Genomic DNA, 24,333 nt, shown 5'->3' with positions numbered 1-24,333 from the left:
AAGATATGAATAAAATCATAAATTTTTGTATATTCGCAGCATTATCATATTCGGAAATGAAACGTCGCACATTCTCGCCCGGTGGAATCCATCCTCCGCAGCTAAAGTCAACGGCCGGCAGCCGGATAATAGCGGTGGATGCCCCAGTGTCGATAGTCTTGCCTTTGGGGCAGCATATCGGTCGTGGGGCAATCCCTGTTGTGGGCAAAGGTGACAGGGTCGAGGCCGGTCAGCCGGTGGCTGTGGCAGGTCCCGATGGTGTTTCGGCTGCGGTGCATACTCCTTTTTCCGGTCGGGTATCGGCTATCGGACAGAAACGGGATAGCAGAGGATTGCCGGTCGAGTCGGTGTCGATTGATGTCGAGCCGGGGCAGTCGGTGGCGGATGTCGACAGGACTTTGGCGGATGTCGGTCCGGTAGGACTGGGTGATGTGGTCAAGGCTGCTTCCGATGCCGGTATTGTCGGTCTTGGCGGTGCTGCTTTTCCTACGGCGTTCAAGATCGGTGGCTGTAATGGTCTGGCGATAGATACTGTGGTGATCAACGGAGCCGAATGCGAGCCGGTGTTGACTTGCGACGATGCGATGATGCGTGTGCATCCCGATGAAATTGTGGCAGGTACGCGCCTGATAAAGTCGGCTGTCGGTGCTACACGGGTGATAATCGGTGTGGAACTCAACAAGCCGGAGGCAATATTCAGGCTGCAAGAAGCGTCGGCGGCGCATGGTGATGTGTCGGTGGTCGGGCTGCAGACTAAATATCCGCAAGGAGGCGAGCGTCAGCTCGTACAGGCTGTGACCGGCCGCTATATTGCGCAGGGATGTCTGCCGATGACAGTAGGAGTTGTGGTGCAGAATGTGTCGACTGCGCGTGCTCTGTACCGGGCGATGGCGTTTGGTGAGCCGTTGGTGAACAGGATTGTGACCGTGGCCGGTGAAGCTATAGGTCGTCCGGGCAATTATCTGGTGCCGATCGGTATGTCGGTGGCTGAGCTGCTGGGGCAGGCCGGAGCTGATCTTGACCGTATTGACAAGCTTGTGGCCGGAGGCCCTATGATGGGGCGTGTGATAGAATATATCGATGGACCGGTGACAAAATCCATGTCGGCGGTGCTGGCTTTGTCGGGCAATGATGCATTCAGACGCCGGGTTGAGCCGTGTGTGAGATGTGGACGGTGTGTGGATGTGTGTCCAAACGTTTTGGAACCCTATCTGATCGCTACATACGGACGTCTGGGGCGAGTGGATGATGCCGCAGAGGCTGGTGCGTTGATGTGTATGGAGTGTGGTTCGTGCAGTTATGTGTGTCCGTCGTCGCGGCCAATCACTGATATGATCCGTGTGGCAAAATATTTAATACGAAAATCCCGTAAATGAAGACTCTTGTAATTTCACAGTCACCTCATATACAGTCGCCTCGTACGACGTCGGATGCGATGCGTCATGTGGTTGTGGCATTGCTGCCGGCATTGGCGGTGGGAGTGTGGCGGTTTGGTGTATCGGCGGCAGCAGTTGTCGCAGTGGCAGCTTTGTCGTGTCTGGCGTCGGAATGGCTGATAGCGAGGTTTGTGATGGGTCGCCGTGTGGCTTTCTTTGGCTGGGCGCCGCTTGTCACGGGTCTGCTGCTTGGTATGAATCTTCCGTCGGGTATTCCGCTGTGGGCGGTTGTGATCGGTTCGTTGTTTGCGATCGGTGTTGGCAAGATGGCTTTCGGTGGCCTGGGATGTAATATTTTCAATCCGGCATTGGTCGGGCGGGTGTTTTTATTGCTGTCGTTCCCGGCGCTGATGACGTCATGGCCTGTGGTCGGAGATGGGTGTCTGTCGTGGGCTGATGCTGTGACAGCTCCGACTCCGCTTATGCTTGTCAAACAGGGAGTTGTTCCGGATAATCAAATGGTTATCGGCGAGTTGGTCGGCAATGTCGGTGGATCACTTGGCGAGGTCGGGGCGATAGCTATATTGCTTGGGCTGGTATATCTCATGATGTTCAGGATAGTGACGTGGCACATACCGGTTTCGATAATTTTGTCGGTCGGCGTCGTGTCGTGGCTGTCGGGCGGAAATCCGTTGTTTGATATTGTGTCGGGTGGGTTGATGCTTGGTGCGGTGTTTATGGCAACCGACTATGTGACATCTCCGATGACCCGTCGCGGACAGCTTTTATATGGTGTGATGATAGGTGTTATTACTGTGGTGATCCGTCGTTGGGGTGTGTATCCCGAAGGGGTGTCGTTTGCCATACTGATCATGAATGGCGCGACGCCGCTGATCAACCGGTATGTGAGGCCGCGGCCACGCCGATGTGCGGAAGGGAGGTGTGTATGAGCCGGCCGGATTCTGTTTGGCGCATGATTGCTGTGCTTGGGAGTGCAGCATTGATCTCAGGAGTGTTGCTTGGATATTTCCACGACCTTACCGCGACGCCGATCGCACAGGCTTCTGCGCGGCGGCTGTCGGAGTCGTTGCGCGAGATGATGCCTTCGTTTTCAAACGATCCGTTGACGGATGCTGTAGGGGCATGCGTTGACGGCGATAGTCTGAGGATATATCCTTGTATGGATGACGGCAGTCTGGTGGGTGCCGCAGTGGAAAGCATCAGTCATAATGGCTTTGGTGGAGATATACGTGTGCTGGTCTGTTTTACTCCTGACGGAGCGGTGGCGGGGTTTCGCGTTATTGAGCATTCGGAGACTCCTGGACTGGGAGCCAAAATGGAGGATTGGTTCAGTGGTGAGCCACGACGTTCGGCTATAGTCGGCAGTGGGGGTGGAGGAAATCTGAAAGTCAGTGCTGACGGCGGCAGCGTGGATGCGATCACCGGCGCTACGATAACGTCGCGTGCGTTTGTCGAAGCTGTCAATCGGGCGTGTAGTGTCTTTAATCGATATCGAAATGAGCAAGCTGAATATTATTCTTAACGGATTGATAAATGAAAATCCGACATTTGTGCTGCTTCTCGGAATGTGTCCGACTCTCGGCACGACGGCAAGCGCCATGACGGGTATGAGCATGGGGCTTGCGACGATGTGTGTGCTGATATGTTCCAACTGTGCTGTGTCGTCGATAAAAAGCATTGTTCCTGCCAAGGTGCGGATCCCTGTATATATTGTTGTGATAGCCACTTTTGTGACGATACTCCAGTTGGTGCTCAAGGCTTATATGCCGGCGCTCGATGCGGCTCTCGGCATATTCATACCTCTGATTGTGGTCAATTGCATTCTCCTTGGCCGTGCTGAGGCTTTTGCTTCACGCAATAATGTAGTGGATTCCATACTTGATGGACTTGGTATCGGTTTGGGATTCAGCATGGCTCTGACGATGCTTGGCGGACTCCGGGAACTGCTCGGTGCGGGAACTGTATTCGGTATGATGGTTTACCCCGACAGTTTCGCACCCTTGGTCTTTGTTCTCGCTCCGGGTGCTTTTATCGTTCTTGGCATGATGATAGCGTTGTTAAACAGAATACGTAAGAGATGCTGACATATATATCTATAGTAGTTACCGCGATATTTGTCAATAATATCGTGTTTGCACAGTTTCTCGGCATCTGTCCTTTTATAGGGGTGTCGCGCAATATGTCGTCAGCTGTCGGCATGGGGCTGGCTGTGACTTTTGTCATGGCGCTTTCGACGAGTGTCACATGGATTTTGCAGACCTGTATTCTTCATCCGTTTGGACTTGATTATATGCAGACGATAGCTTTTATATTGGTCATTGCTGCTCTTGTGCAGATGCTGGAGATTGTGCTTCGCAAGATTCATCCTGTGTTGTATGCTTCGCTGGGGGTGTATCTGCCATTGATAACCACAAACTGTGCAGTGCTTGGTGTTGCTCTTATCACGGTTCAGCATAGTATGCCGTTTTTGCAAAGTCTGGTTCATGCAGTTGCTACTGCACTTGGTTTTATGATGGCATTGGTGCTTTTTGCCGGTATCCGTCGGCAATTGGATCTTGTTGATGTCCCCGGGCCTATGAGGGGAGTCCCGATAGCTCTTATCTGTGCGGGCTTGCTTGCTATGGCTTTTATGGGATTTGCAGGAATGAAATTTTAATCGCGATAATGTTCTGTCAGTCAGCTGATGGGGCGGTTTTCGGGATTTTTGTTCAACTTTTTTCGTGAAAAAAGTGTTGTAAAAATTTGGTGGTTGTTGAAAAAGTGTCTACCTTTGCACTCGCTTTTGAGAAACAAACCAAGCGACAGCGGTCGCGACGGTCTCGGAGGCTGACAGAGGCGATGCCGCAAGGCGGCCGAAGTAAAAAAAGAATGTTAAAAATTTGCAGGTTTGAAAAATTGGTTCTAACTTTGCAAAACATTTCCGCCCGAGTTCAGGGCGGCATTCAAAACCAGAGCACATTGAAATAATTGCAATAGACGAAGTAGTACAAGAGAACAAGGGCCGCAGGCCTGGCGCAAGCCGTCCTGCGGATGAAGTCTCTGTCAAATTCGACCAGCGTTTAGATTCAAGATTGTCGGCCGGGAGGAAGATGAGCTCCGATGGCTGTCGGTGTCCGATGGGTCTTTTAATATTGGTTCAGGCTATGCGGCTTTAGCACAAGAAAAAAAAAGAACAAAAGATAACAACAGCGGAGAGTTTGATCCTGGCTCAGGATGAACGCTAGCGACAGGCTTAACACATGCAAGTCGAGGGGCAGCGGTGGTGAAGGCTTGCCTTTACCAGCCGGCGACCGGCGCACGGGTGAGTAACACGTATGCAACCTGCCTGCCACAGCCGGATAATCGGGAGAAATCCCGTCTAATACGGCATAATGCACCTATGGGACATCCTGTTGGTGCCAAAGGTTAATTCCGGTGGCGGATGGGCATGCGTCGCATTAGTTAGTTGGCGGTGTAACGGACCACCAAGACGACGATGCGTAGGGGTTCTGAGAGGAAGGTCCCCCACACTGGTACTGAGACACGGACCAGACTCCTACGGGAGGCAGCAGTGAGGAATATTGGTCAATGGGCGGGAGCCTGAACCAGCCAAGTCGCGTGAGGGATGACGGCCCTATGGGTTGTAAACCTCTTTTGCCGGGGAGCAAAGTGCCGCACGTGTGCGGTTTGGAGAGTACCCGGAGAAAAAGCATCGGCTAACTCCGTGCCAGCAGCCGCGGTAATACGGAGGATGCGAGCGTTATCCGGATTTATTGGGTTTAAAGGGTGCGTAGGCGGACGCTTAAGTCAGCGGTAAAATTGCGGGGCTCAACCTCGTCGAGCCGTTGAAACTGGGTGCCTTGAGTGGGCGAGAAGTACGCGGAATGCGTGGTGTAGCGGTGAAATGCATAGATATCACGCAGAACTCCGATTGCGAAGGCAGCGTACCGGCGCCCAACTGACGCTGAAGCACGAAGGCGTGGGTATCGAACAGGATTAGATACCCTGGTAGTCCACGCAGTAAACGATGAATGCTAGTTGTCCGGGGCGATTGAGTTCTGGGTGACACAGCGAAAGCGTTAAGCATTCCACCTGGGGAGTACGCCGGCAACGGTGAAACTCAAAGGAATTGACGGGGGCCCGCACAAGCGGAGGAACATGTGGTTTAATTCGATGATACGCGAGGAACCTTACCCGGGCTCAAACGCAGGAGGGATGTTTTTGAAAGGAGGCAGCCAGCAATGGTCTCCTGCGAGGTGCTGCATGGTTGTCGTCAGCTCGTGCCGTGAGGTGTCGGCTTAAGTGCCATAACGAGCGCAACCCCTACCTACAGTTGCCATCGCGTGATGGCGGGCACTCTGTGGGGACTGCCTGCGCAAGCAGTGAGGAAGGCGGGGATGACGTCAAATCAGCACGGCCCTTACGTCCGGGGCGACACACGTGTTACAATGGCAGGTACAGCGGGAAGCCACCCGGCGACGGGGCGCGGAACCCGAAAACCTGTCTCAGTTCGGATTGGAGTCTGCAACCCGACTCCATGAAGCTGGATTCGCTAGTAATCGCGCATCAGCCACGGCGCGGTGAATACGTTCCCGGGCCTTGTACACACCGCCCGTCAAGCCATGGAAGCCGGGGGTGCCTGAAGTGCGTGACCGCAAGGAGCGCCCTAGGGTAAAACCGGTGACTGGGGCTAAGTCGTAACAAGGTAGCCGTACCGGAAGGTGCGGCTGGAACACCTCCTTTCTGGAGCGCATGTCCTGCCATGACCTCTTACGACGCCGTCAGGAAGCCTGAAAGCGCGAGTTTTCCGGATTCCGGCAGACAATCGGCGGTCGAACGACAGAGAGATGACTTCTGATGTCTTTCACGATATGCATGATGTCATCGACGGTTCTTCGGCGGATGTTTTTCCGCCGGCTGCTTCGGCTGTTGCTTTTTATAACGCATTATCCCCGGCATCGGGGGTTGAAGTGCAGTCCCTTAGCTCAGTTGGTTAGAGCGCTACACTGATAATGTAGAGGTCGGCAGTTCAACTCTGCCAGGGACTACAATTCCGGAGCCTTGACGCTTCGGGATAGTAAACAAAGAGAACATTGACATACTGGAAGCGATAGTCATTGATGACGCAAGTCAGAGATGGCAAGCAATTGACAATAGAAACGAGTGAAATCATCGGGCGTATGTGCTTTTATGAGCACGACGAACGACGGATATCTGACGTAGAGTCAAAAGGCGAAGTAAAAGGAAAGGAGAGAAGGGCACATGAAGGATGCCTTGGCTCTCGGAGGCGACGAAGGACGTGACAAGCTGCGATAAGCTGCGGTTGGAGGCAAATACTCATCAAGCCGCAGATCTCCGAATGGGGCAACCCGGCGCGCGAAGAGTGCGTCACCGGTCTGTGACCGGAGCGAACCCGGGGAACTGAAACATCTCAGTACCCGGAGGAAGAGAAAACAATAGTGATTGCGCAAGTAGTGGCGAGCGAACGCGCAATAGCCCAAACCGCCGGCGTGGCGACGCGTCTGGCGGGGTTGTAGGACCGCCGGTAAAGTGATGGAATACGGTTAGCCGAACACGCTGGAAAGCGTGGCCATAGCGGGTGACAGCCCCTTAGGCGAAAACTGTGATTCCGGGCGAGGCGGCACCTGAGTAGCGCGGGACACGAGAAATCCTGTGTGAATCTGCGGGGCCCATCCCGTAAGGCTAAATACTACCGAGAGACCGATAGCGAACCAGTACCGTGAGGGAAAGGTGAAAAGAACCTCGAACAGAGGAGTGAAAAAGACCCTGAAATCATGTGCCTACAAGCGGTCGGAGCCACTACGTGTGGTGACGGCGTGCCTTTTGCATAATGAACCTACGAGTCACCCGCGCCGGCGAGGCTAAGGGCAGTGATGCCCGGAGCCGAAGCGAAAGCGAGTCGGAACACGGCGCCGTTAGTCGGCGCGGGTGGACGCGAAACCAAGTGATCTACCCTTGGGCAGGCTGAAGACGGGGTAACACCCGTTGGAGGGCCGAACCGGTAAGCGTTGAAAAGCTTTCGGATGACCTGAGGGTAGGAGTGAAAGGCCAATCAAACTTGGAGATAGCTCGTACTCCCCGAAATGCATTTAGGTGCAGCCTCGGGTGTTATACCGCGGAGGTAGAGCGACTGATAGGATGCGAGGGCTTCACCGCCTATCAAGTCCTGACAAACTCCGAATGCCGCGGCATGAATCCCGGGAGTGAGGGCGCGGGTGCTAAGGTCCGCGTCCGAGAGAGGAACAACTCAGACCATCGGCTAAGGCCCCCAAATGCGGGCTAAGTTGAAGACCATAACGAGGTGGGATTGCAAGGACAGCTAGGATGTTGGCTTGGAAGCAGCCATTCATTTAAAGAGTGCGTAACAGCTCACTAGTCGAGTGATCCCGCATGGATAATACGCGGGCATAAGCCGGCTGCCGAAGCCATGGAACGGTGGGCTGGACCCACAGTTGGTAGGGGAGCATTCCGTAGCCCTGTGAAGGTGTGGCGCGAGCCATGCTGGAGGGATCGGAAAAGCAAATGTAGGTATAAGTAACGATAAGGAGGGCGCGAAACCCTCCCGCCGAAAGACCAAGGGTTCCTGATCAACGCTAATCGGATCAGGGTAAGTCGGGGCCTAAGGAGCAGCCGCAAGGCGGATCCGATGGACAAACGGTAAAAATTCCGTTACCCCTGTTGCGAGCGATGTGGTGACGGAGGAGTGGAAATCCCGCGCACTGACGGAATAGTGCGTTAAACCGTGTAGCTTTATGTTCTCCAGGCAAATCCGGAGGACTTGTGAATCGGGACAGTACCGCGAGCCCCCGGGCGAGCGGAGAGCGGATGGAAACATACTCCCAAGAAAACCCGCTAAGCATATCGTAACAGGGCCCGTACCGCAAACCGACACAGGTGGTCGGGTAGAAGATACCGAGGCGCTCGAGTGATTCACGGTTAAGGAACTAGGCAAATTGACCCCGTAACTTCGGGATAAGGGGTCCCTCCTGTATGGGAGGGCGCAGAGAATAGGTCCAGGCAACTGTTTAACAAAAACACAGGGCTGTGCGAAGTTTAATGATGAAGCATACAGCCTGACACCTGCCCGGTGCCGGAAGGTTAAGAGGAGAGGTCATCGCAAGAGAAGCCTTGAATTGAAGCCCCGGTAAACGGCGGCCGTAACTATAACGGTCCTAAGGTAGCGAAATTCCTTGTCGGGTAAGTTCCGACCTGCACGAATGGTGTAATGATCTGGACACTGTCTCAACCGTGAGCTCGGTGAAATTGTAGTATCGGTGAAGATGCCGATTACCCGCAACGGGACGGAAAGACCCCGTGAACCTTTACTGCAGCTTAGCATTGGGACCGGGTGCGCGATGTGTAGGATAGTCAGGAGGCTGTGAGACGGTGACGCCAGTCATCGTGGAGCCGTTGTTGAAATACTGACCTTTGCGCATTTGGTTTCTAACTCGCGATGCGAGGACATTGCTTGGTGGGTAGTTTGACTGGGGTGGTCGCCTCCAAAAGCGTAACGGAGGCTTCTAAAGGTGCGCTCAGGCCGATTGGTAACCGGCCGCAGAGTGTAATGGCACAAGCGCGCTTGACTGGGAGACCGACAAGTCGATCAGGTAGGAAACTAGAGCATAGTGATCCGGTGGTTCCGTATGGAAGGGCCATCGCTCAAAGGATAAAAGGTACTCCGGGGATAACAGGCTGATCCCTCCCAAGAGCTCATATCGACGGAGTGGTTTGGCACCTCGATGTCGGCTCGTCACATCCCGGGGCTGGAGAAGGTCCCAAGGGTTAGGCTGTTCGCCTATTAAAGTGGCACGCGAGCTGGGTTCAGAACGTCGTGAGACAGTTCGGTCCCTATCTGTTGTGGGCGCAGGAAATTTGCGAGGACCCGACACTAGTACGAGAGGACCGTGTTGGACAGACCTCCGGTGTGCCGGTTGTTCCGCCAGGAGCACCGCCGGGTAGCCGCGTCTGGCAAGGATAAGTGCTGAAAGCATCTAAGCACGAAGCCCCCCTCAAGATAAGATTTCCACACAAGGGTCGTCAGAGACGATGACGTCGATAGGTCGCAGGTGCAGGGACGGTGACGTCCACAGCCGAGCGATACTAATCACCCGAACCCTTTCCGCAGCCTCCGCCTCTCTTCTAGTGAGAGTGGCGGAGGAGAAAGAAACAAATCCGCAGCTGCCGCAGACCCGGCCTGAAGCTCTCCGCCTTGAGCGCAGGCGCTATAAAGGTCACAGCAGCGAATACCGGATGACTCACTCCCTTTCCGGAGTCAGTTGCGATCGCTTCCAGTTAACGATATTCAGGTGGTGTTAGCGTGAGGGTTCCACCTCTTCCCATTCCGAACAGAGAAGTTAAACCTCACTACGCCGATGATACTGCGAAAGCGGGAAAGTAGGTAACCGCCCCCTTTTTGACAAGCTGCCTCCATGGTCACTGCGACCATGGAGGCAGCTTTGTTTTTTATCATAGGATCGTATTGACCGGTGCAATCGGAAAGCCGGACGGGATCGGAGGTGATCGGAGCAGTCGGGAGGAGGAAAAATTGAGGAGATTTGATGGAATATGTTGTAGAACATAGTGTATGGGAAGGGATTGTAGTCGTTTTTTTTATACATTTGTCAAACGTGTTGCTCGGCAGTCATCACGGTGATTGTGCGAGGTAAATGCATGATTGATATAGTAATATAACACCTTAAATCAGATGAAGAACAATTTAATGCGTAGCATTATGGCTGTTGTGGCAGCGATCGTGTGGAGCGTGGTGGCAGTGGCGCAGACTAAGGATTCGCCTCTGAGTGTTGGCTTGTTAAGCGAGATCAGAGATCTTAGTTCAGGTACGGTGGTGAAAATTGACAGGCTTTACAGAGTCGGTAAGTTTTATGATAATTTGTATGTTACAGATGGCAAGGATGATTTTTGTGTAAGGCTTAGTGTTGTGTCGTCTTTGCAAAAAGAAGGTTATAAGAGCTTTTTTGACGGTGTTACCAATGAGTTAACCAATTTGGTATGTGAAGTTCAGCATGCGTCGGATATTCCTTACTTAAAATGTACATCGACTTGTGGAAGTATTTTTTCCGGACGCGCATTGTCGGATGCTGAACGTTTCTATATGATTCCGGAGGAGGTGGAGGCTTCAAAGGTCAGTCTGGAGTATGCAAACAGGCTGATAAGATTCAAGGGGACGATTAAGAGTATACAGTCACAAAAAGCAGTAATTAAGGAATCTGGTAAAGTTACAATCTTTGGAGCTACGTCATGCATAGAAAACTACAGCTATCTGTTTGTCGGTATGTTGGAAAGTATGGGTTCAGACATATATGCATATATAGACAAGGATTCAGAGGTGAAGTCCGCACCGATAAGTTGGTCGGTAGATGGATATGTCAATATTGATGGCGCGGGGAGTGTGAAGGTAGAGGGTGATGAAGGGGAGAGTGTGGTGTCGGATGGTGATGTGGTGAAGCTGACTGCAACGCCGGCAGAAGGATATGAGTTTGTCAGATGGACTCTCAACGGGAAAGAGGTGTCGACCGAAGAGCAGTATACTACTGATCCGGTGCTATGCGACATAGGATATGTGGCGGTATTTGCCAAAGAGAATGTAGCTGTCATGGAGTGTGATGTGACGGTGTCGTCAAGTGATGCCGAGATGGGTGAAGTGAACGTATCCTCTGGCAGAGTCGTGGTCGGCACATCGGTTACGGTCAGGGCTGTAGCGCGTCAGGGAGCGCGTTTTGAAGGCTGGTATGATGGTGAGAAGAAGATGTCGGGTGAGGCCGATTATACTTTTGCGGTGGAGTCGTCGACATCATTGACCGCACGGTTTGTAAAGATCTGGACAGTGACATACGAGAAGCCTTCGCATGGTGAGATAGAAGTGGTGTGTGATGGGCAGACAGTCGTTTCGGGTGGCACGGTAGATGATGGAAAGTATGTGACGGTGACTGTTCGTCCGGCTTCGAACTATGTGGTGCAGTCGATTATGGTAGATGGCATGGCTATGACTGCCGATAGTAGCGCCTCGTTTGCAGTAGAGAGTGATATTTCGGTCAGTGCTGATATCTGTGAAGCAGTGCTGCCGCAGGAGAGTCTGGCGGGGCTGCTTGACGGCTCTGCGGCTGTCAATTCACTTGTCAGTATAGGCATGCCTCTGACGGTAGTGGCTGTGGTAGGCAATAGTCGAGATGCGGTGGTGACCGATGGCGATCGACTGTTGCTGTTGTCAAATCATCCGGCTTATACAGGTGACTGGAAGCCGGAGGAGGGTGCTGTCTTGTCGGATGTGACAGGACGTTATGAGGTGAGTTCTACCGCCGTTTCGCCTAAGATAGTGCTTATGGGAGCTCCGGTGACAGTATCGGGGTCAAAGCGTGAAGCTCCGGTGTCGGATGTGGCATTTGCCGATTTGTATGCCGACCGCAAGTCGTCAAATAACCGTATGCTGCGGCTGCGAGGTGTCAATGTCTACCTGGGAATGGTCAATCCGGTGTGTCGCAATATCGGACAGTATCCCGACGACGAGCAGCTGATCAGACTTTCGCAGGAAAACAACTCGCTTGAGATCACAACTGAGATGAAGAGGGATGCAAATTGGACGCGGCCGATGGATCTGACAGGTTTTGTCCATGAGGTGGCGGGTGAGCTTGGCTTTCATGTGCTGACGATGCAGCCGGCCACAGATATGCCGGATGACAACCGTGTGCTTGTGAATCTGACAGCAAGTCCGACGTCGGGCGGAAAAGTATGGATAGCGGATGATGAAACGGCTGTGCAGCGTAGCTGTGAGGTCGGAGATCGGATGATGATAAATGCTGTTGCTGCAGATGGTTATGTGTTTGAGGGGTGGAATGCCGGTGGGATATCGGTGGGGGCTGAAGCCTCAATGGAGTATCAGGTGTGGGGCAATACGACACTTACGGCCGTGTTCAGTGTCGCCGGTATTGATCCTGTGCCTCCGGTTGATCCTGATGATCCGCAGAAAGAGCGTCATAAGCTGACATTGCGCAACGGCGGCAACGGTTCGATGACGGTGACAACAGCCGATGGCATGGAGGTAGCCGACGGAGAGATGGTGGAGGAGGGCACACGACTAACTGTGACGTTAACGGCTGACAGGATGTATCTGCCGTCACAGCTAAAAGTCAACGGCGTGCCGGTTGGACAGGAACCGGACGGCACCTACTGTGTGACTGTAACGGGGCCGACAGAACTGCTGAGCGTCTTTGTGTCTGATGCCGCGGGTGTGTATCATTTGCGTGTGGCCTCCCGCAGTCCGGAGGGCTGCAGCGGCGGCAAGGTATGGATAGACAGCGACGGCGTGACTGCTGTAGAGGCACGCTATGGCGAGTCGCACGCGTTCTATGCCGATGCGTCAGCCGGATTTACCTTCGTGGGGTGGATATACGAGGGAGGTACTTCAGGCCCTGGGGATGGCAGCCGTTTTGAATGGCCCGGCCAGGGGGATCTGTCGCTTGTCGCGGTGTTTGATCACGCAATCAAGGCCGAGCGCACAGTGAGTGTGCGTTCGGCTGATCCGACAAAGGGTAGGGCGGAGATCGTAGGTGAGTCTGTCGGTGTCCAGTCGGTCACGAGCAGGGCAGTGGTGCGTATAAGAGCCGTTGCAGCATCGGAGTATGACCGCTTTGTCGAGTGGACTGTCAACGGCGAGGTATGGAATGAGCCGGAGATAGAACTGTCGGGCGATGCGGATATGGAGTGTGTGGCTTATTTTGCTTCGGATTATCCGGTGGTGTTTGGTTCTATAGGGCAGGGGACGATGACATGCACCATGTCGGACATTTCGTTTGAATCGGGGACTGTGGTTGCCGACGGTGCGAAGATTGGCGTAGTGCTGTCGTCGGCAGACCATCATCATATTGAATCCTTAACGGTCAACGGTCAGGAGATGCTGAGCCGCTATCTTGATGACCCCTCGGGATTCGTCCTTTCGGTGCGAAGCCCGACCGATATAGCGGCGGTGTTTGCCATCGACCGTCACCGTCTGCTGATCGGGCGTCATCTTCACGGGAATCTCACGGTGTATCGGTCGGTGGGTGCCGATGGCCTCGGCACCGGCGATCCGGTGGCATCAGAGATATATCACGACTTTGGCTCGACGCTGTATGTATTTGCATCGGCGGCTGAAGGTTATCGGCTGAAGGAGATAACTGTCGACGGGCGGACGCTGGATATGTCGGCAGGCTACGGAACGATCGTAGTCACGGGTGATATGGCGCTCGGTTGTGAGTTCGAGCAGATACCGACGTCGCTTACAGTCGTAGCCGGCGATGAGACCGGAGGCGGCGACGGAGAATGGTTTGATCTCAATGGCCGTCGTGTCGGACGCAGTGCTTTAAGACCAGGCAGCGTGTATATTTACCGCAGCCGCGACGGAGCGGTGAGCAAGATTGTGGCGCGTTGACAGGTGTGTAATGTGTCGAAAACGAGTGTGTTGTAGTCCACTGGACTTTCCGGCATCGTTTTCGCTATCGGAATAAAAACATGGCCATGTGTCAGATTGTGGTGCCTGACACATGGCCATCGTCTTTATGTTGATTGTTGATTAATTCAGCAGAGATCTGTGGTTTCAGTCGGGTGGACGGTGCGCACGATGTGTTTTATGGCGCGACGTACCGTGCTCCATTCAGTTGGTGAAATAGCCGGTTGAACTCTACGGTTGAACTAAAGTACAGCTATGGACGGCAGATTTTCGATGGTCGGTTTCTCAGTGTAAAAGCCATCGTGTGATAATCCTTATGATCAAACAGATTCATGTATAGAGCCGCTGAAGCAGTATGCTTGCCATTATACGGGACTGTCGTTTTTTACCGAGTGCTTCCGCAGCACGTCAGGCTGACGCATTCGGGTATGATTGTAGTCCACGCAGTGGATCTTACTGACTTCTTCAACTGGAGTCGGTCCCGCTTTTTCCGTTATATCGTAGATCTTGACAGCTGATGACAATCTGTATGAGTCGCGAGTCTGTAAGACATAATATTTAACAGGGTATAGGGACTAAACTGAGATTGCTTTAATCTGCGATCTGATGGAGTTTGCAATACCTCTAAACTTCAGATCGGTGTATGATCTTTTTGTCGGACGTATGTTGTTCATATTGCATGCGAGTTGGATGGCATTTCGGTGAACGCAGAGATGTCAGATAGATTGTGGATACTTCAAATAGAGAGCAGAGAGCTCAAATAAAGCGCGTAGATTTCAAATAGAGTGAGCCATGCAAGTTTCTTATTTCAGACTGTGATGTTAAAACATATCAGCGGGTGTTTCGTAATGGCGTGATTTATTGTGGGTTGTTGGTGTGTTTATGCGTATTATGGATGCTTTTGTTTATGATTTTATGGAGTGTCGGTAAAAAAACATGATATGTTGCATCAGAAAAATTTGCACAGTTCGAAAAAAAAATCTAACTTTGCAACGCAAAACCCCAGAGGGGGTGTAAAAGTAATAAATTATTGCCCAGGTGGCGGAATGGTAGACGCGCTCGTTTCAGGTGCGAGTGCTGCGAGGCGTGCAGGTTCGAGTCCTGTTCTGGGCACAGCAAAAGCGACTTAACTTAGTGTTTATCACTTTGTTAAGTCGCTTTCTTATATTTTCTACAGGCAAATTACAGGCAAAATTCAAATAATCCGCGTAACTTTTGCACGCCGATACGCATAGGCGGTATTAGAGAGTAAGCCTACTCTTCCTCGTAGTAATATGAGTAGTCGATGCCTTTCATAAACATTTCGCGGTCGTTGATTTTGTCGGTCAGCGCACCTTTCAGCAAGGCTTTGATATGGGTTGAGTCAATAACGCTTTCTCTCATCGCGGTCAGATATTCATTCTTGTCAATCCGGCTCCAGTCAACGCAGCGTTTAAGCGAGCGACGGAGCATCAGGTCAAGCCAGATGCGAGTGCTACGCCCGTTCCCTTCCATAAACGGATGCACGACGTTCATCTCTACATACTTGTCGGCGATTTCGTCTACCGTCGTTTCCGGCATACGTTCAATAGTAGGAATGATGGTCGGGAAATGTAGACAGTTGGCAAAAGTAAAACCGCCCTTTGATATGTTCTTGGTTCTTATCTGTCCGGCAAACTCATAGAGACCGCCGAAGAGGTAGGCATGAATCTGTTGTAGGCATTTCATGCTGCCCGGCTCCAGAGAGTTCAGCAATCCGCTTTCAAACAGAGTATACGCCTTCTTGCGGCTCTGCCCGTCGATAGTATTGTCGCTATACGTAAACCAATCAAGAAACTTAGCTGCACGATTGTTGGGATAATGCTTGGCAAGTATAATAACCCCCTCGCTGTTGAGCACATCGGCCTTGCGCTGTTTGCCATCTGGGGCCTCGAATTTGAACCCGTGAGTGGGACTCACGAGTTGAACGCCCTCTTGCCCCAGCTTGCGTTTAAGCCAACGCCAATAGTTACCGGCCTTCGTATAGTCCGGCTCATCATTGATAGCGCGCACCACGTCAGTAGCCGAAAACCACCAGCAGTTGTTCTCGTCATCCCAGACCGCCCTCACCTCGCGGTCATTGAAAAAACGAATCGACTTCTTTCTCATAACTTAAATCTAAAACGTATAAAGGATAGAATCATGCGATTAGCAATGGATTGTTATAGACTTAGTCAACATTAGTTAACGTTGGTGCATACATCATAAAAAATACTACATGCGTTATTCCAAAATATAGACCTGATATTAAGGTTTTTCTTATCATCCAGTATACTAAGCTGATTTTCATCATCCGAATTACCTTCGATGCCTATAAAATAGGCTTCCAATGCAACCTCGAAAATTTTGGGGCTGCCCTTAAATTCAGCTCTTATTCTAATTTTCTCATCTGTTTGATGATTATGAAATAGATAGGTCATTGAAGTAAATGCATAACCAGATTCTTCTGCATTTCTCACAAACTGATGTTCACGTAAGTTCTTGCCTTCTAATATGGCATTTGTTATTCCAGACAACTGCTCTTGTTCAACTTCTTGTTCATCGTCACCGAAATCATCAACTTTTGTCCCTGGTTCGCGTTTTATGTTAATTCGTCCAATGTCTACAATTTCCCACGTGTTTGGGAGACCCTCTTTTGCGAGTTTATCAAAAAAAGATATTGTATCTCCATTTGTCAATCTGTCTATACGCAGTGACTTGGTTTCAATTCCGCGTTTCTTTGCAACATCTCCCAACATACTCATAACAGTTTTACCATCACTGGATTTAGCACCATCAACCTCTACTTGCCACTCAGTATCAGAAATTTGATACATTTTAAAAGCTACATCTCGTTCTTCTGTTCTTATAAAGTTTATTCTACCAGCAGACTGTTTAAGATAAGACAGTGTTCCTTCAAAATAGATTTTATCCGATTCAGTTACTTTGGCGATTGTGTTTAGTCTGTAACCTTTAGATGTCAAAAGTCCCTTGTTTCTAATATCATTATAGATGTTGTCAAGTGCAAATTCCTTATCACTAAACAAATGAAAACCACTAAGTATTTTGTTATTAGAAGACCTATATGCCAGTGCCCTTAATTCTTCGAGAGAATCAGCACTATATAGATATCGCGCAACTTCCTTAGCGGCATCTTCAATGGAAGCGTTGAATAGAAATACAGACCGGTTTCTAAGAAAGGTCAATAGATCACATTTCCTTACACATGTGCAAAGAATAAATTCCAAGTCCTGAGGAGATGGGTAAGTTAGAGGTTGCTTAGTCATCTTGATCACTGTTTTTAGATAAAATGGATGGTTCGGTCGATATGCTCAAAATTGGCAGTGGCTTAAATGCAACATCGAGATTTTTATTCTTGAAAATTCGTTTCCCTTCTGCTAAATTCTCACGATTTTCGACCTCTGAACCATAGAAATAGACTATTACTTTTTGGTCTTGCTCTACCAAATTGTAAAAAATCAAAGCATCATATAAATTTGTAAATCCTTTCGATGAAAGATTTCCAAAATAGAATACAACAAGGCGGGGTTCCCCCCTCTTAATTCTTTCAGCAAATATAAAATCTGAGGTTGCATATTCTATAGTCAGAGTTTTTGATTTCAATAGCGGTTTCCCTCCCAGTATTTGTGCCGGATAAATAAACTTATACTCATACTCATTTGATCGAATCTTTTGTAACATAGAGCATAACCGAATTATACGTGGGTTTGTTAATACAAAGATTCTTTTATAGCCAGATTTTGAAACTTGAGTATTAATTATGGATTTTTTTATAAAACTATTGAATGTCGTGTTAAAGTAGTCTTCGTTGAGAGCATCATGAACCCAACACATAATAACACCCAGGTTTATTTGGCACGCCTCATTCAGAGCACCAAATTTGTCAAGAAGTGCTTGAGAATTTGCAAACGAGTCAATCTTAAGGCGTAATCTGTCAATCCATTTCTGGATGAGTGATTGAGAGATACTTTTAGTACTGTATCTCTTCGATTCAACAACGCAACTCTGGAGGACATCAAGAAGTGGAGACGAATATACTGTCAAAGCATCAACGCCATATTCATTTTGGTCACTCCCAGGAAGATCCATATTCGTATCTCCAATGTGATCCCAATTTAGATATTCCAAAAGTGCGACTGCGTTATCATTCCACATATCGCCCATTACGCCTTGTGATTCAGCCATTAGACAAAAGTTTATTAGTTAAATACTCCATTAATTCTAATCTGTCATTCTCAGAGCCTATTACTATGAAATTAGACTTTGTATTTGCTATGATTACAACCCTTCTTCCAGAAAGACTCAATACGGCTTTAAACCGTCCAATGAGTTTTTCATAATTTGCTAATGAGTCAATTTTGACAAAAGGATCAACCAATTTAGCACTATAATTCCCTACAAACAATTTTTCTGTGCGATAGTCAGTTAAAACAACTTCTTCAATTGATTCAAGGATTGCATCAAATGAAAACTTTACAAGAAGACTATAGAGTGTCGTATCTAATGGCGCATATGTAAATTCATTATATGCAATCTGTCTTAAAGACTGTTTTACTGTGTTCATATCTTTCACTCCCCCTTCTACAATGAATGAAGAGTGCAATAAATCAATTCTAAAGTTTATTTCTTTAACTTGAGTATAAGATTTCTTCTCTAATACAGAAGTTTCCGGATTCCACACTTGGTAATATCGTATCACGGATTTAAGGAGAGTCCCCATGATAAGAGACTCGTCCAATGACACATTTGAGTACCCCCACCCCGTACAATCCGAGTATTTTTTTTCTAAAAATCTATCGAATAAGTTCTTGCATGTAAGATGTGAGGTTGAACTTATATAATTAACAGTAAGTGAGAATTTATTCATAATGATTATTTTTTCACTATTTGCTGAATGGTTTGATTGTAGTAGTAAATATCTTGTTCATTTCGCAATATTATACTTACGGCTTCTTCAATGGCATCTAATGCCACCACAAACCATTCTCTTGGTCGGAATAAATTATTATCCTTGTCGTATATTTCTATACTCAATCGTTGCTCGTTAAAGAATTTATGAATTTTATCTTCTAACTCATCTGGAATTATGTTATAGCATCTCAGGGCTTTAACTATTTCAACCTCTGAAAATAGATAGGTTGCTTCCTTATGTGCGTTTTTAATGCGATCACTCACAGCAGAGGTGGTGCATCCAATCTTGTACAGATTCTTATATTTTGAGAGCCTATTATTTTTTGTTCTCAGAATATAGATATAGCCATTATGGTTGTCTTCTTCTGATATTTCTTGAATTGAAGACAATTCAATGGGTTCTGAAATGGAAAATCCATCCTTTTGTAAAGCCTTGTCTAATGAGCGATATAGCATATCAGACATAGTTCCATTATCAAAAACAATTGATGTTCGCCCGTCAAAACGAGTTCGAGTGCCACTCCTATAATCGTATTCAGAGGATTCTCCATCAACAGATTCCAAATAAAGTATAATTCCATTCAAGACATAGAACCTACCAGGGTTCAAGGCTTCAGGAGAGTAGTTAATCAGCTTCCTCCGTTTTGTTTGAAGATCAGAGGCAATTTGCTCAAACTGTTTTTGGTATTTACTAAAGTTATGACAGAACTTGCGTCGAGAAATATATTCCGCTGCAATACGTTCTGACACATGTTTCATTTTAAATATTTCTAGCGGTTCAGCAGCTAATAATCCATGAACATCCTCAGATTTCAAACGCTCAATGGGGTCTATCTCATTGGTCTCATCTACAAGAATATTGTTTAAATCATAATCTCTCAAAAATTGGAGTTTTTGAGAGTCTCTACATATTGATTTGTATCTATGATACAGCTGAAATTCCTGAATATTATCTTTCCTACACTCTGGCAGACGTCCATTGGATTCAAAGAAATCTACAATCTCTTCAAACGCATTGACAAGAGGTAGCTGAGATGCCGTTGGCTTTTTTACTTCACGACGAGCAAGGAGGCCGAATTTATCGGTCTCTTTCAAAGCAGTTAGAATCTCATCTCTTGTCATATTGATTTATTTAGTTGATTGTGTGAGATTTTTAAGGAAGCACAAGGATTCTGCTAACCTTTTTTCAAATGGGTCTATTGAATCGAGATTGGGTTCTCTTCCGAATTTCGAGAAAAACTCATTTATAAGAGGCCAATTATCAAGCGCTTCTTCTTCCGTAATATCGATTTTCATCGCACGGATAGTATTCTGTATTGCCTTAAACACCTTGGAATCTAATTGTTTTGAAATTATCTCGTATGCCTGATTGAACGGATTTATCGAGTAGATTAGATCCATGTTCAAGTCCGCTACATTCAGCAGCGAGGCAAATTTGATTATCTTTTTATTAAGTGATTCTTCTGATTCTGATGCAGGATCGGAAGACTTTTCGGTTCCTCGTACGGCATTGAGGAAAGAGTCAACCACTATATAATCACTGAGTTGTTTAACTTCATCTCTTGATAGATCAGAGTACAATTCCTCAATAACTTTAGGAATAAGATGCTTTGTAAGGGTTTCCGGAGGTACGGCTCCCATCATCGCACCCTGAATGTTAGGGTTCTGATATATTCTTGCCTTCAAGTCGACAAGGTCATTATCTACAATATCTTTTACTGCTTGGGATTTAATCGGACGGTATCCTGATATATTTATTACAGGTTCATCTGTATTTGTGCCGTCTTCATTGGTTTTTGGGGTAAAGTTGTATTTGGGAGCAACAACCTCTTCCATTAGCAGGGAAGCGGATATAGCTTTCAGTATATCATTGATACAATGAGTTACCTGTTCTCTTTCAGCATCCGGCTCTGCTATCAAATTTGTAAATTGAGCGTGGGTCTTATTCTCGCTATCTCTCGTGCAGCGACCTATTATTTGGACAATCTCAGTCAGAGAACCTCTATAGCCAACAGTGAGTGTGGTTTGACAATATTTCCAGTCAAAACCCTCTTTAGCCATTCCCAATGCGATGATAATATCAATATCATCAACGTTTTTCATATTTCGAAGATAGTTTTGCACCTTATCTCTATCGCTCCCTGGAGTGACTAAATCCGCAACTTTTAATTCTTTGCCTGTGCTTGTTATAATATGATAGATGTTGTTCTCATCTACATGGTCAAAAGTACCAATAATATCAACCAATTGATCAACCTCGTAAAGTTTTTCTTTGGTTGATTCGGCAGAATTGACATTGGGTATATAGATAATAGTCTTTTCATCAAGGTTCAAAACATCTTTTATGGAATTTAAGTAACCTTCTTGATAAAAATGAAACCCTATTCCCAATGATTTAAGATATTGATAGCCATTTAGTTGTTCATAGTAGTTGTAGGTTACACGGCCATGTCTAAACTTATATTCATCCAAGGGAGAAAGCACTGCCGTACAATCGCCTCGGAAGTAAGAGCCTGTCATAGCCAAAACATGAGCATTCGTATTGGCCATGATGTCTCGAATTAAGTTGCCAAGTTTGTTATCTGCTTCCGCCGATACGTGATGAAATTCATCAATCGCCAGAAGTACGTCATTAAATGATTGATTCCCAATCTTCGCATATGCAAATCTGAGAGTCGAATGAGTGCATATCAAGATTTTCGCGTCTTCTGAATCATCCTGAAGAAAGCGAATGAGTATATTGGTTAGCGATGCGTCCGCACCGGGTGCACAGAGATCATATTTAGGATTTGGATTCCAATCTGAATGGAATCCATTTGCTTTCAGCGCCGTTGTGCCAAAAGATTTACCTATAGACTTCTCCGGTACAGCAACAATGACTTTTTTTACCATCCCTTGTTTGAGTTTTTCAAGAGCGATAAACATCAAAGCTCGCGATTTACCTGAAGCAGGAGGTGCTTTTAGTAATATATATTGCTGCGCATATTTTTCATATGCACGTTGCTGCATTTCGCGCATGCCCATATTATTGGTATTGACACTTGCGCCATTCTGATTATATTGAGCTTCGATTAGATTAAACATAACTATACATTTATCGAGGATTCATACATTGAGATGAGAAGTGCGCGCCTGTCATAGTCAGAAAATAGCGGATCATTTGAATATAATGAATCGACATATTCATCAATTTGGGCATGAAAATTTTTTAATTTTGGAGGCATGTCTGAGTATAATCGACCAATTGGTACCTCGCAGAACTCTTCTCGAATTTTAATAAGATTGAGTGTGTACTCTTTAAGCGTTTCTTTGATTTCAACTGAAAGACGAGGAAATGGGAAAGTGTTATAGGCGAGCTCATTTGAGTACCGATTTCGAGACTCTAATTGACCGCATACTAATTTTGACCAGACATTATGCATACGTGAAACAAGAAGTGCCAAAATCCATATTTCACAATCATATATGGCGAATGATAGATTAGTCACAATAGAATCGTTATATACGAATCCCATTGGATGGTATTGCCTGTTTTCCGAGGAAACCGACGGTACAATAAGACTTTGGCTTCCCCTGTTGGTGTCATTATTTTCCCTGAATTTATGAGGTTGGTCCAACAGCTTTTTAGGACAGTCTTTCAACGCCCTTCGGGCAGATGATATTTCATCCATTTTAGCCTTGATAAAAGGATGTGTTATGGCAACATCATATTGTTCATCTGCAATCCACAGACAATACCGTGGGGCATTATCCATAAATTCCTTGGAGCCATAAACTTTACGGATGTATGGTTCTATCCCAGGATCGAGCTGTACTTGTGCCGTTTTAGTATCTATATCAAAAAGCACTTGCTCGGCAGCATACGGCATGTTACCTTTTATCATTTTAGGACGTGGAGAGATTGGACTCGATTGAGCTTCCACAATCACTTCTGAGTTTTGAATAAGATAAGGGCCGATGGAACGGCATCTAAAACAAGTCGATTTGTTAAACAGAAGCTTCACAGCATCAGAACGCATTCCCTGTAATCCAATCATAACGACTGATACAGCAACTGTTTTGTTCTCTGGATTCATCCATTTGAATGAATTGTATGCAAAGGATATTTGACAGCCTTTCTGATATATTGGCTTCCATATTGTCGCTACCTGTGTGCCTTGACATACGGAATTGGTTAACACCAATGCTATTGATGATTTTGTTCCGCTAATATAGTTCGCCCCCTTTATTAGCCATGCTGATGAATAGTCTGCATCTGTAATTTTTGAAAAGCCACAGGCATATTTCATGTCATTTTTCTGAGATACAGAAAGTTTGCGATTACCTCTGAACGTGGGGCTTCCAATAATGTACACATTACCATTATTGGGGCAATAAGACTCCCAAGAACACCTTAGTTGATTGTCTTTATATATTCGTAATCCATTAAATATATTGTATACTATTTCTTTTGAAATTCGGAAATAGGAGAATTGGTACTGAATACAAACAATGAAGAAATTGAGTTTTGTCAGTCTGAAAGCTATGTCATTATCAACCACGCTAACAAAATTAGCATAGTCAATCTTAATAGCGTTGCGATGTGATACCTGAGCGTATTCGTTAGAGAGCTCAACCAATTTAAGGAAAGCGTTCACAATAAAACTGCCCGGACTATTCGTTGGGTCAAAGTAAGATGCTTCCAATATTTTCAGTGCATCATCGTAATTTAAGTTTTCAAGGGAATCTCGGAATTTGATTACGAATAAAGCTTCAAACAACCTATTTATATAGGTTTTTGCAGTTTGATTCCCATAGAGAGTCGATTCTTCTGACGACGCAAATATCTTATATACTATAGAACCCAGCACTTCGGAGTCTATTCCTTTGACATCATATTTCAGTAGCTTAATAACTAATTCTTTTGTATGTGCATTATGTTTTATGTCTTGATATGTAAGGTTAAGGAATTGATTATACTCACCCTCAAATATTATTTGTGATACATATCCGTTGAGGTTGTTCGGCTCACAAGATCGCATCCATTTCTCATATTTTAGAATCACATTCTGTTCCAAAATTTGGTCTACAAATGCAACGGTAATGAGGTCAATAATATAATTAAAAGCATCTATTGGATTATTGTCAAGTAAACCCAATCTGGAATTAAGTTCTGCGACAATAGGGGCAAAATCAAGAGTCGAAAATAAATCTTTCTCTATCCGTCCACGATTTTGAAGAGATTGAAATTCAGTAACATAGTCCGATACATCCGAATAGGGTACGCCAACTTCCTGAAAGGAGCCGGTAGAGAAACTGAATGTGCTATCTTTTAGAATAAAAACGATTGGGTATGTATCAAGGTATTGTGTAAAGACGGAGAGGTCATCATCTTCAGTGGAATACAAAAACACAGCTCGCCGATATAAACTAATAGGGACAACATTTCGCCGTTCTCCGATTTTATCTAATATCTTGCGTATGGTAATACCTGGAATGTCAAATGCTTCCAAAAGGGTAGACAGCCAGTGTTCAATCGAATTTAATTCGATTGATTCAAGAGCGTGTTTTATTTGTTCCAACGTC

The 24,333-nt window shown here is 47.1% G+C and carries 13 protein-coding genes, 2 tRNA genes and 3 rRNA genes; 11 read left to right on the top strand and 7 right to left on the bottom strand.

The genetic code is table 11. From position 1 onward, the window contains the following. The first annotated feature begins 5 nt into the window (after window positions 1–5). From rsxC to NF347_RS06795, 11 genes are all read left to right on the top strand, one after another. Window positions 6–1,376 carry an electron transport complex subunit RsxC gene (gene rsxC / locus NF347_RS06845; RefSeq protein WP_107035188.1) on the top strand — a complete coding sequence of 457 codons (1,371 nt, stop codon included), beginning with the start codon at window positions 6–8 and terminating at the stop codon, window positions 1,374–1,376. Further along, the gene (locus NF347_RS06840; protein ID WP_107035187.1) at window positions 1,373–2,326 is read left to right on the top strand and encodes an RnfABCDGE type electron transport complex subunit D; all 954 of its coding nucleotides are present in this window, start codon (window positions 1,373–1,375) and stop codon (window positions 2,324–2,326) included. The genes rsxC and NF347_RS06840 overlap by 4 nt, the downstream gene beginning before the upstream one ends. Further along, window positions 2,323–2,919, top strand: coding sequence for an RnfABCDGE type electron transport complex subunit G (locus NF347_RS06835; RefSeq protein ID WP_107035186.1), 597 nt, complete (start codon window positions 2,323–2,325; stop codon window positions 2,917–2,919). Before NF347_RS06840 ends, NF347_RS06835 begins: the two co-directional genes overlap by 4 nt. Continuing rightward, window positions 2,894–3,481 (top strand): RnfABCDGE type electron transport complex subunit E, encoded by a 588-nt coding sequence (locus NF347_RS06830; protein ID WP_107035185.1) that lies wholly within the window; start codon window positions 2,894–2,896, stop codon window positions 3,479–3,481. The genes NF347_RS06835 and NF347_RS06830 overlap by 26 nt, the downstream gene beginning before the upstream one ends. Further along, window positions 3,475–4,053 (top strand): electron transport complex protein RnfA, encoded by a 579-nt coding sequence (locus NF347_RS06825; protein ID WP_107035184.1) that lies wholly within the window; start codon window positions 3,475–3,477, stop codon window positions 4,051–4,053. The genes NF347_RS06830 and NF347_RS06825 overlap by 7 nt, the downstream gene beginning before the upstream one ends. Before the next feature lie 529 nt (window positions 4,054–4,582). Continuing rightward, window positions 4,583–6,119, top strand: a 16S ribosomal RNA gene (locus NF347_RS06820). A 231-nt stretch (window positions 6,120–6,350) separates the two neighbouring features. Continuing rightward, window positions 6,351–6,424 (top strand) — tRNA-Ile (locus tag NF347_RS06815). A gap of 194 nt (window positions 6,425–6,618) precedes the next feature. Continuing rightward, a 23S ribosomal RNA gene (locus NF347_RS06810) occupies window positions 6,619–9,521 on the top strand. A 178-nt stretch (window positions 9,522–9,699) separates the two neighbouring features. After that, window positions 9,700–9,808 (top strand): 5S ribosomal RNA (gene rrf / locus NF347_RS06805). Together the 16S, 23S and 5S rRNA genes with 1 tRNA gene alongside form the textbook arrangement of a ribosomal RNA operon. 893 nt (window positions 9,809–10,701) lie before the next feature. Further along, window positions 10,702–13,821: an InlB B-repeat-containing protein gene (locus NF347_RS06800; RefSeq protein ID WP_161553860.1), complete on the top strand. Its 3,120-nt coding sequence runs from the start codon at window positions 10,702–10,704 to the stop codon at window positions 13,819–13,821. A gap of 1,050 nt (window positions 13,822–14,871) precedes the next feature. Continuing rightward, window positions 14,872–14,952: transfer RNA gene (locus tag NF347_RS06795), tRNA-Leu, on the top strand. Between the two features lie 141 nt (window positions 14,953–15,093). Here NF347_RS06795 and fic read toward each other — a convergent pair. The 7 genes from fic to NF347_RS06760 form a co-directional block, all read right to left on the bottom strand. Further along, on the bottom strand, window positions 15,094–15,966 hold the full coding sequence (gene fic, locus NF347_RS06790; RefSeq protein WP_107036873.1) for a protein adenylyltransferase Fic: 873 nt from the start codon (window positions 15,964–15,966) through the stop codon (window positions 15,094–15,096). A gap of 71 nt (window positions 15,967–16,037) precedes the next feature. Continuing rightward, the gene (locus NF347_RS06785; RefSeq protein WP_161953438.1) at window positions 16,038–17,132 is read right to left on the bottom strand and encodes a hypothetical protein; all 1,095 of its coding nucleotides are present in this window, start codon (window positions 17,130–17,132) and stop codon (window positions 16,038–16,040) included. Further along, window positions 17,116–18,042 (bottom strand): hypothetical protein, encoded by a 927-nt coding sequence (locus NF347_RS06780; protein WP_107036871.1) that lies wholly within the window; start codon window positions 18,040–18,042, stop codon window positions 17,116–17,118. The genes NF347_RS06785 and NF347_RS06780 overlap by 17 nt, the downstream gene beginning before the upstream one ends. Continuing rightward, complete coding sequence (locus NF347_RS06775) at window positions 18,035–18,538, bottom strand: hypothetical protein (RefSeq protein ID WP_133166451.1); 504 nt, start codon at window positions 18,536–18,538, stop codon at window positions 18,035–18,037. Before NF347_RS06775 ends, NF347_RS06780 begins: the two co-directional genes overlap by 8 nt. Before the next feature lie 191 nt (window positions 18,539–18,729). Further along, window positions 18,730–19,890 carry a GIY-YIG nuclease family protein gene (locus NF347_RS06770; RefSeq protein ID WP_107036869.1) on the bottom strand — a complete coding sequence of 387 codons (1,161 nt, stop codon included), beginning with the start codon at window positions 19,888–19,890 and terminating at the stop codon, window positions 18,730–18,732. Window positions 19,891–19,896: 6 nt separating this feature from the next. After that, complete coding sequence (locus tag NF347_RS06765) at window positions 19,897–21,852, bottom strand: DEAD/DEAH box helicase (protein ID WP_107036868.1); 1,956 nt, start codon at window positions 21,850–21,852, stop codon at window positions 19,897–19,899. Window positions 21,853–21,854: 2 nt separating this feature from the next. Continuing rightward, window positions 21,855–24,329, bottom strand: coding sequence for a type IIL restriction-modification enzyme MmeI (locus NF347_RS06760; RefSeq protein ID WP_306254336.1), 2,475 nt, complete (start codon window positions 24,327–24,329; stop codon window positions 21,855–21,857). Between the last annotated feature and the right edge of the window lie 4 nt (window positions 24,330–24,333).

Source organism: Paramuribaculum intestinale, assembly GCF_030759015.1.
Classification (GTDB): Bacteria; Bacteroidota; Bacteroidia; order Bacteroidales; family Muribaculaceae; genus Paramuribaculum; species Paramuribaculum intestinale.
Note: the sequence above shows the minus strand (reverse complement) of the source record. Positions and strands in the feature narration are given on the sequence as shown.

What these genes read in the sequence shown, in the direction of transcription:
- rsxC (WP_107035188.1), top strand. Translation starts at nt 6, where the DNA reads ATGAATAAAATCATAAATTTTTGTATATTCGCAGCATTATCATATTCG.
- NF347_RS06840 (WP_107035187.1), top strand. Translation starts at nt 1,373, where the DNA reads ATGAAGACTCTTGTAATTTCACAGTCACCTCATATACAGTCGCCTCGT.
- NF347_RS06835 (WP_107035186.1), top strand. Translation starts at nt 2,323, where the DNA reads ATGAGCCGGCCGGATTCTGTTTGGCGCATGATTGCTGTGCTTGGGAGT.
- NF347_RS06830 (WP_107035185.1), top strand. Translation starts at nt 2,894, where the DNA reads ATGAGCAAGCTGAATATTATTCTTAACGGATTGATAAATGAAAATCCG.
- NF347_RS06825 (WP_107035184.1), top strand. Translation starts at nt 3,475, where the DNA reads ATGCTGACATATATATCTATAGTAGTTACCGCGATATTTGTCAATAAT.
- NF347_RS06800 (WP_161553860.1), top strand. Translation starts at nt 10,702, where the DNA reads ATGGGTTCAGACATATATGCATATATAGACAAGGATTCAGAGGTGAAG.
- fic (WP_107036873.1), bottom strand. Translation starts at nt 15,966, where the DNA reads ATGAGAAAGAAGTCGATTCGTTTTTTCAATGACCGCGAGGTGAGGGCG.
- NF347_RS06780 (WP_107036871.1), bottom strand. Translation starts at nt 18,042, where the DNA reads ATGGCTGAATCACAAGGCGTAATGGGCGATATGTGGAATGATAACGCA.
- NF347_RS06770 (WP_107036869.1), bottom strand. Translation starts at nt 19,890, where the DNA reads ATGACAAGAGATGAGATTCTAACTGCTTTGAAAGAGACCGATAAATTC.
- NF347_RS06765 (WP_107036868.1), bottom strand. Translation starts at nt 21,852, where the DNA reads ATGTTTAATCTAATCGAAGCTCAATATAATCAGAATGGCGCAAGTGTC.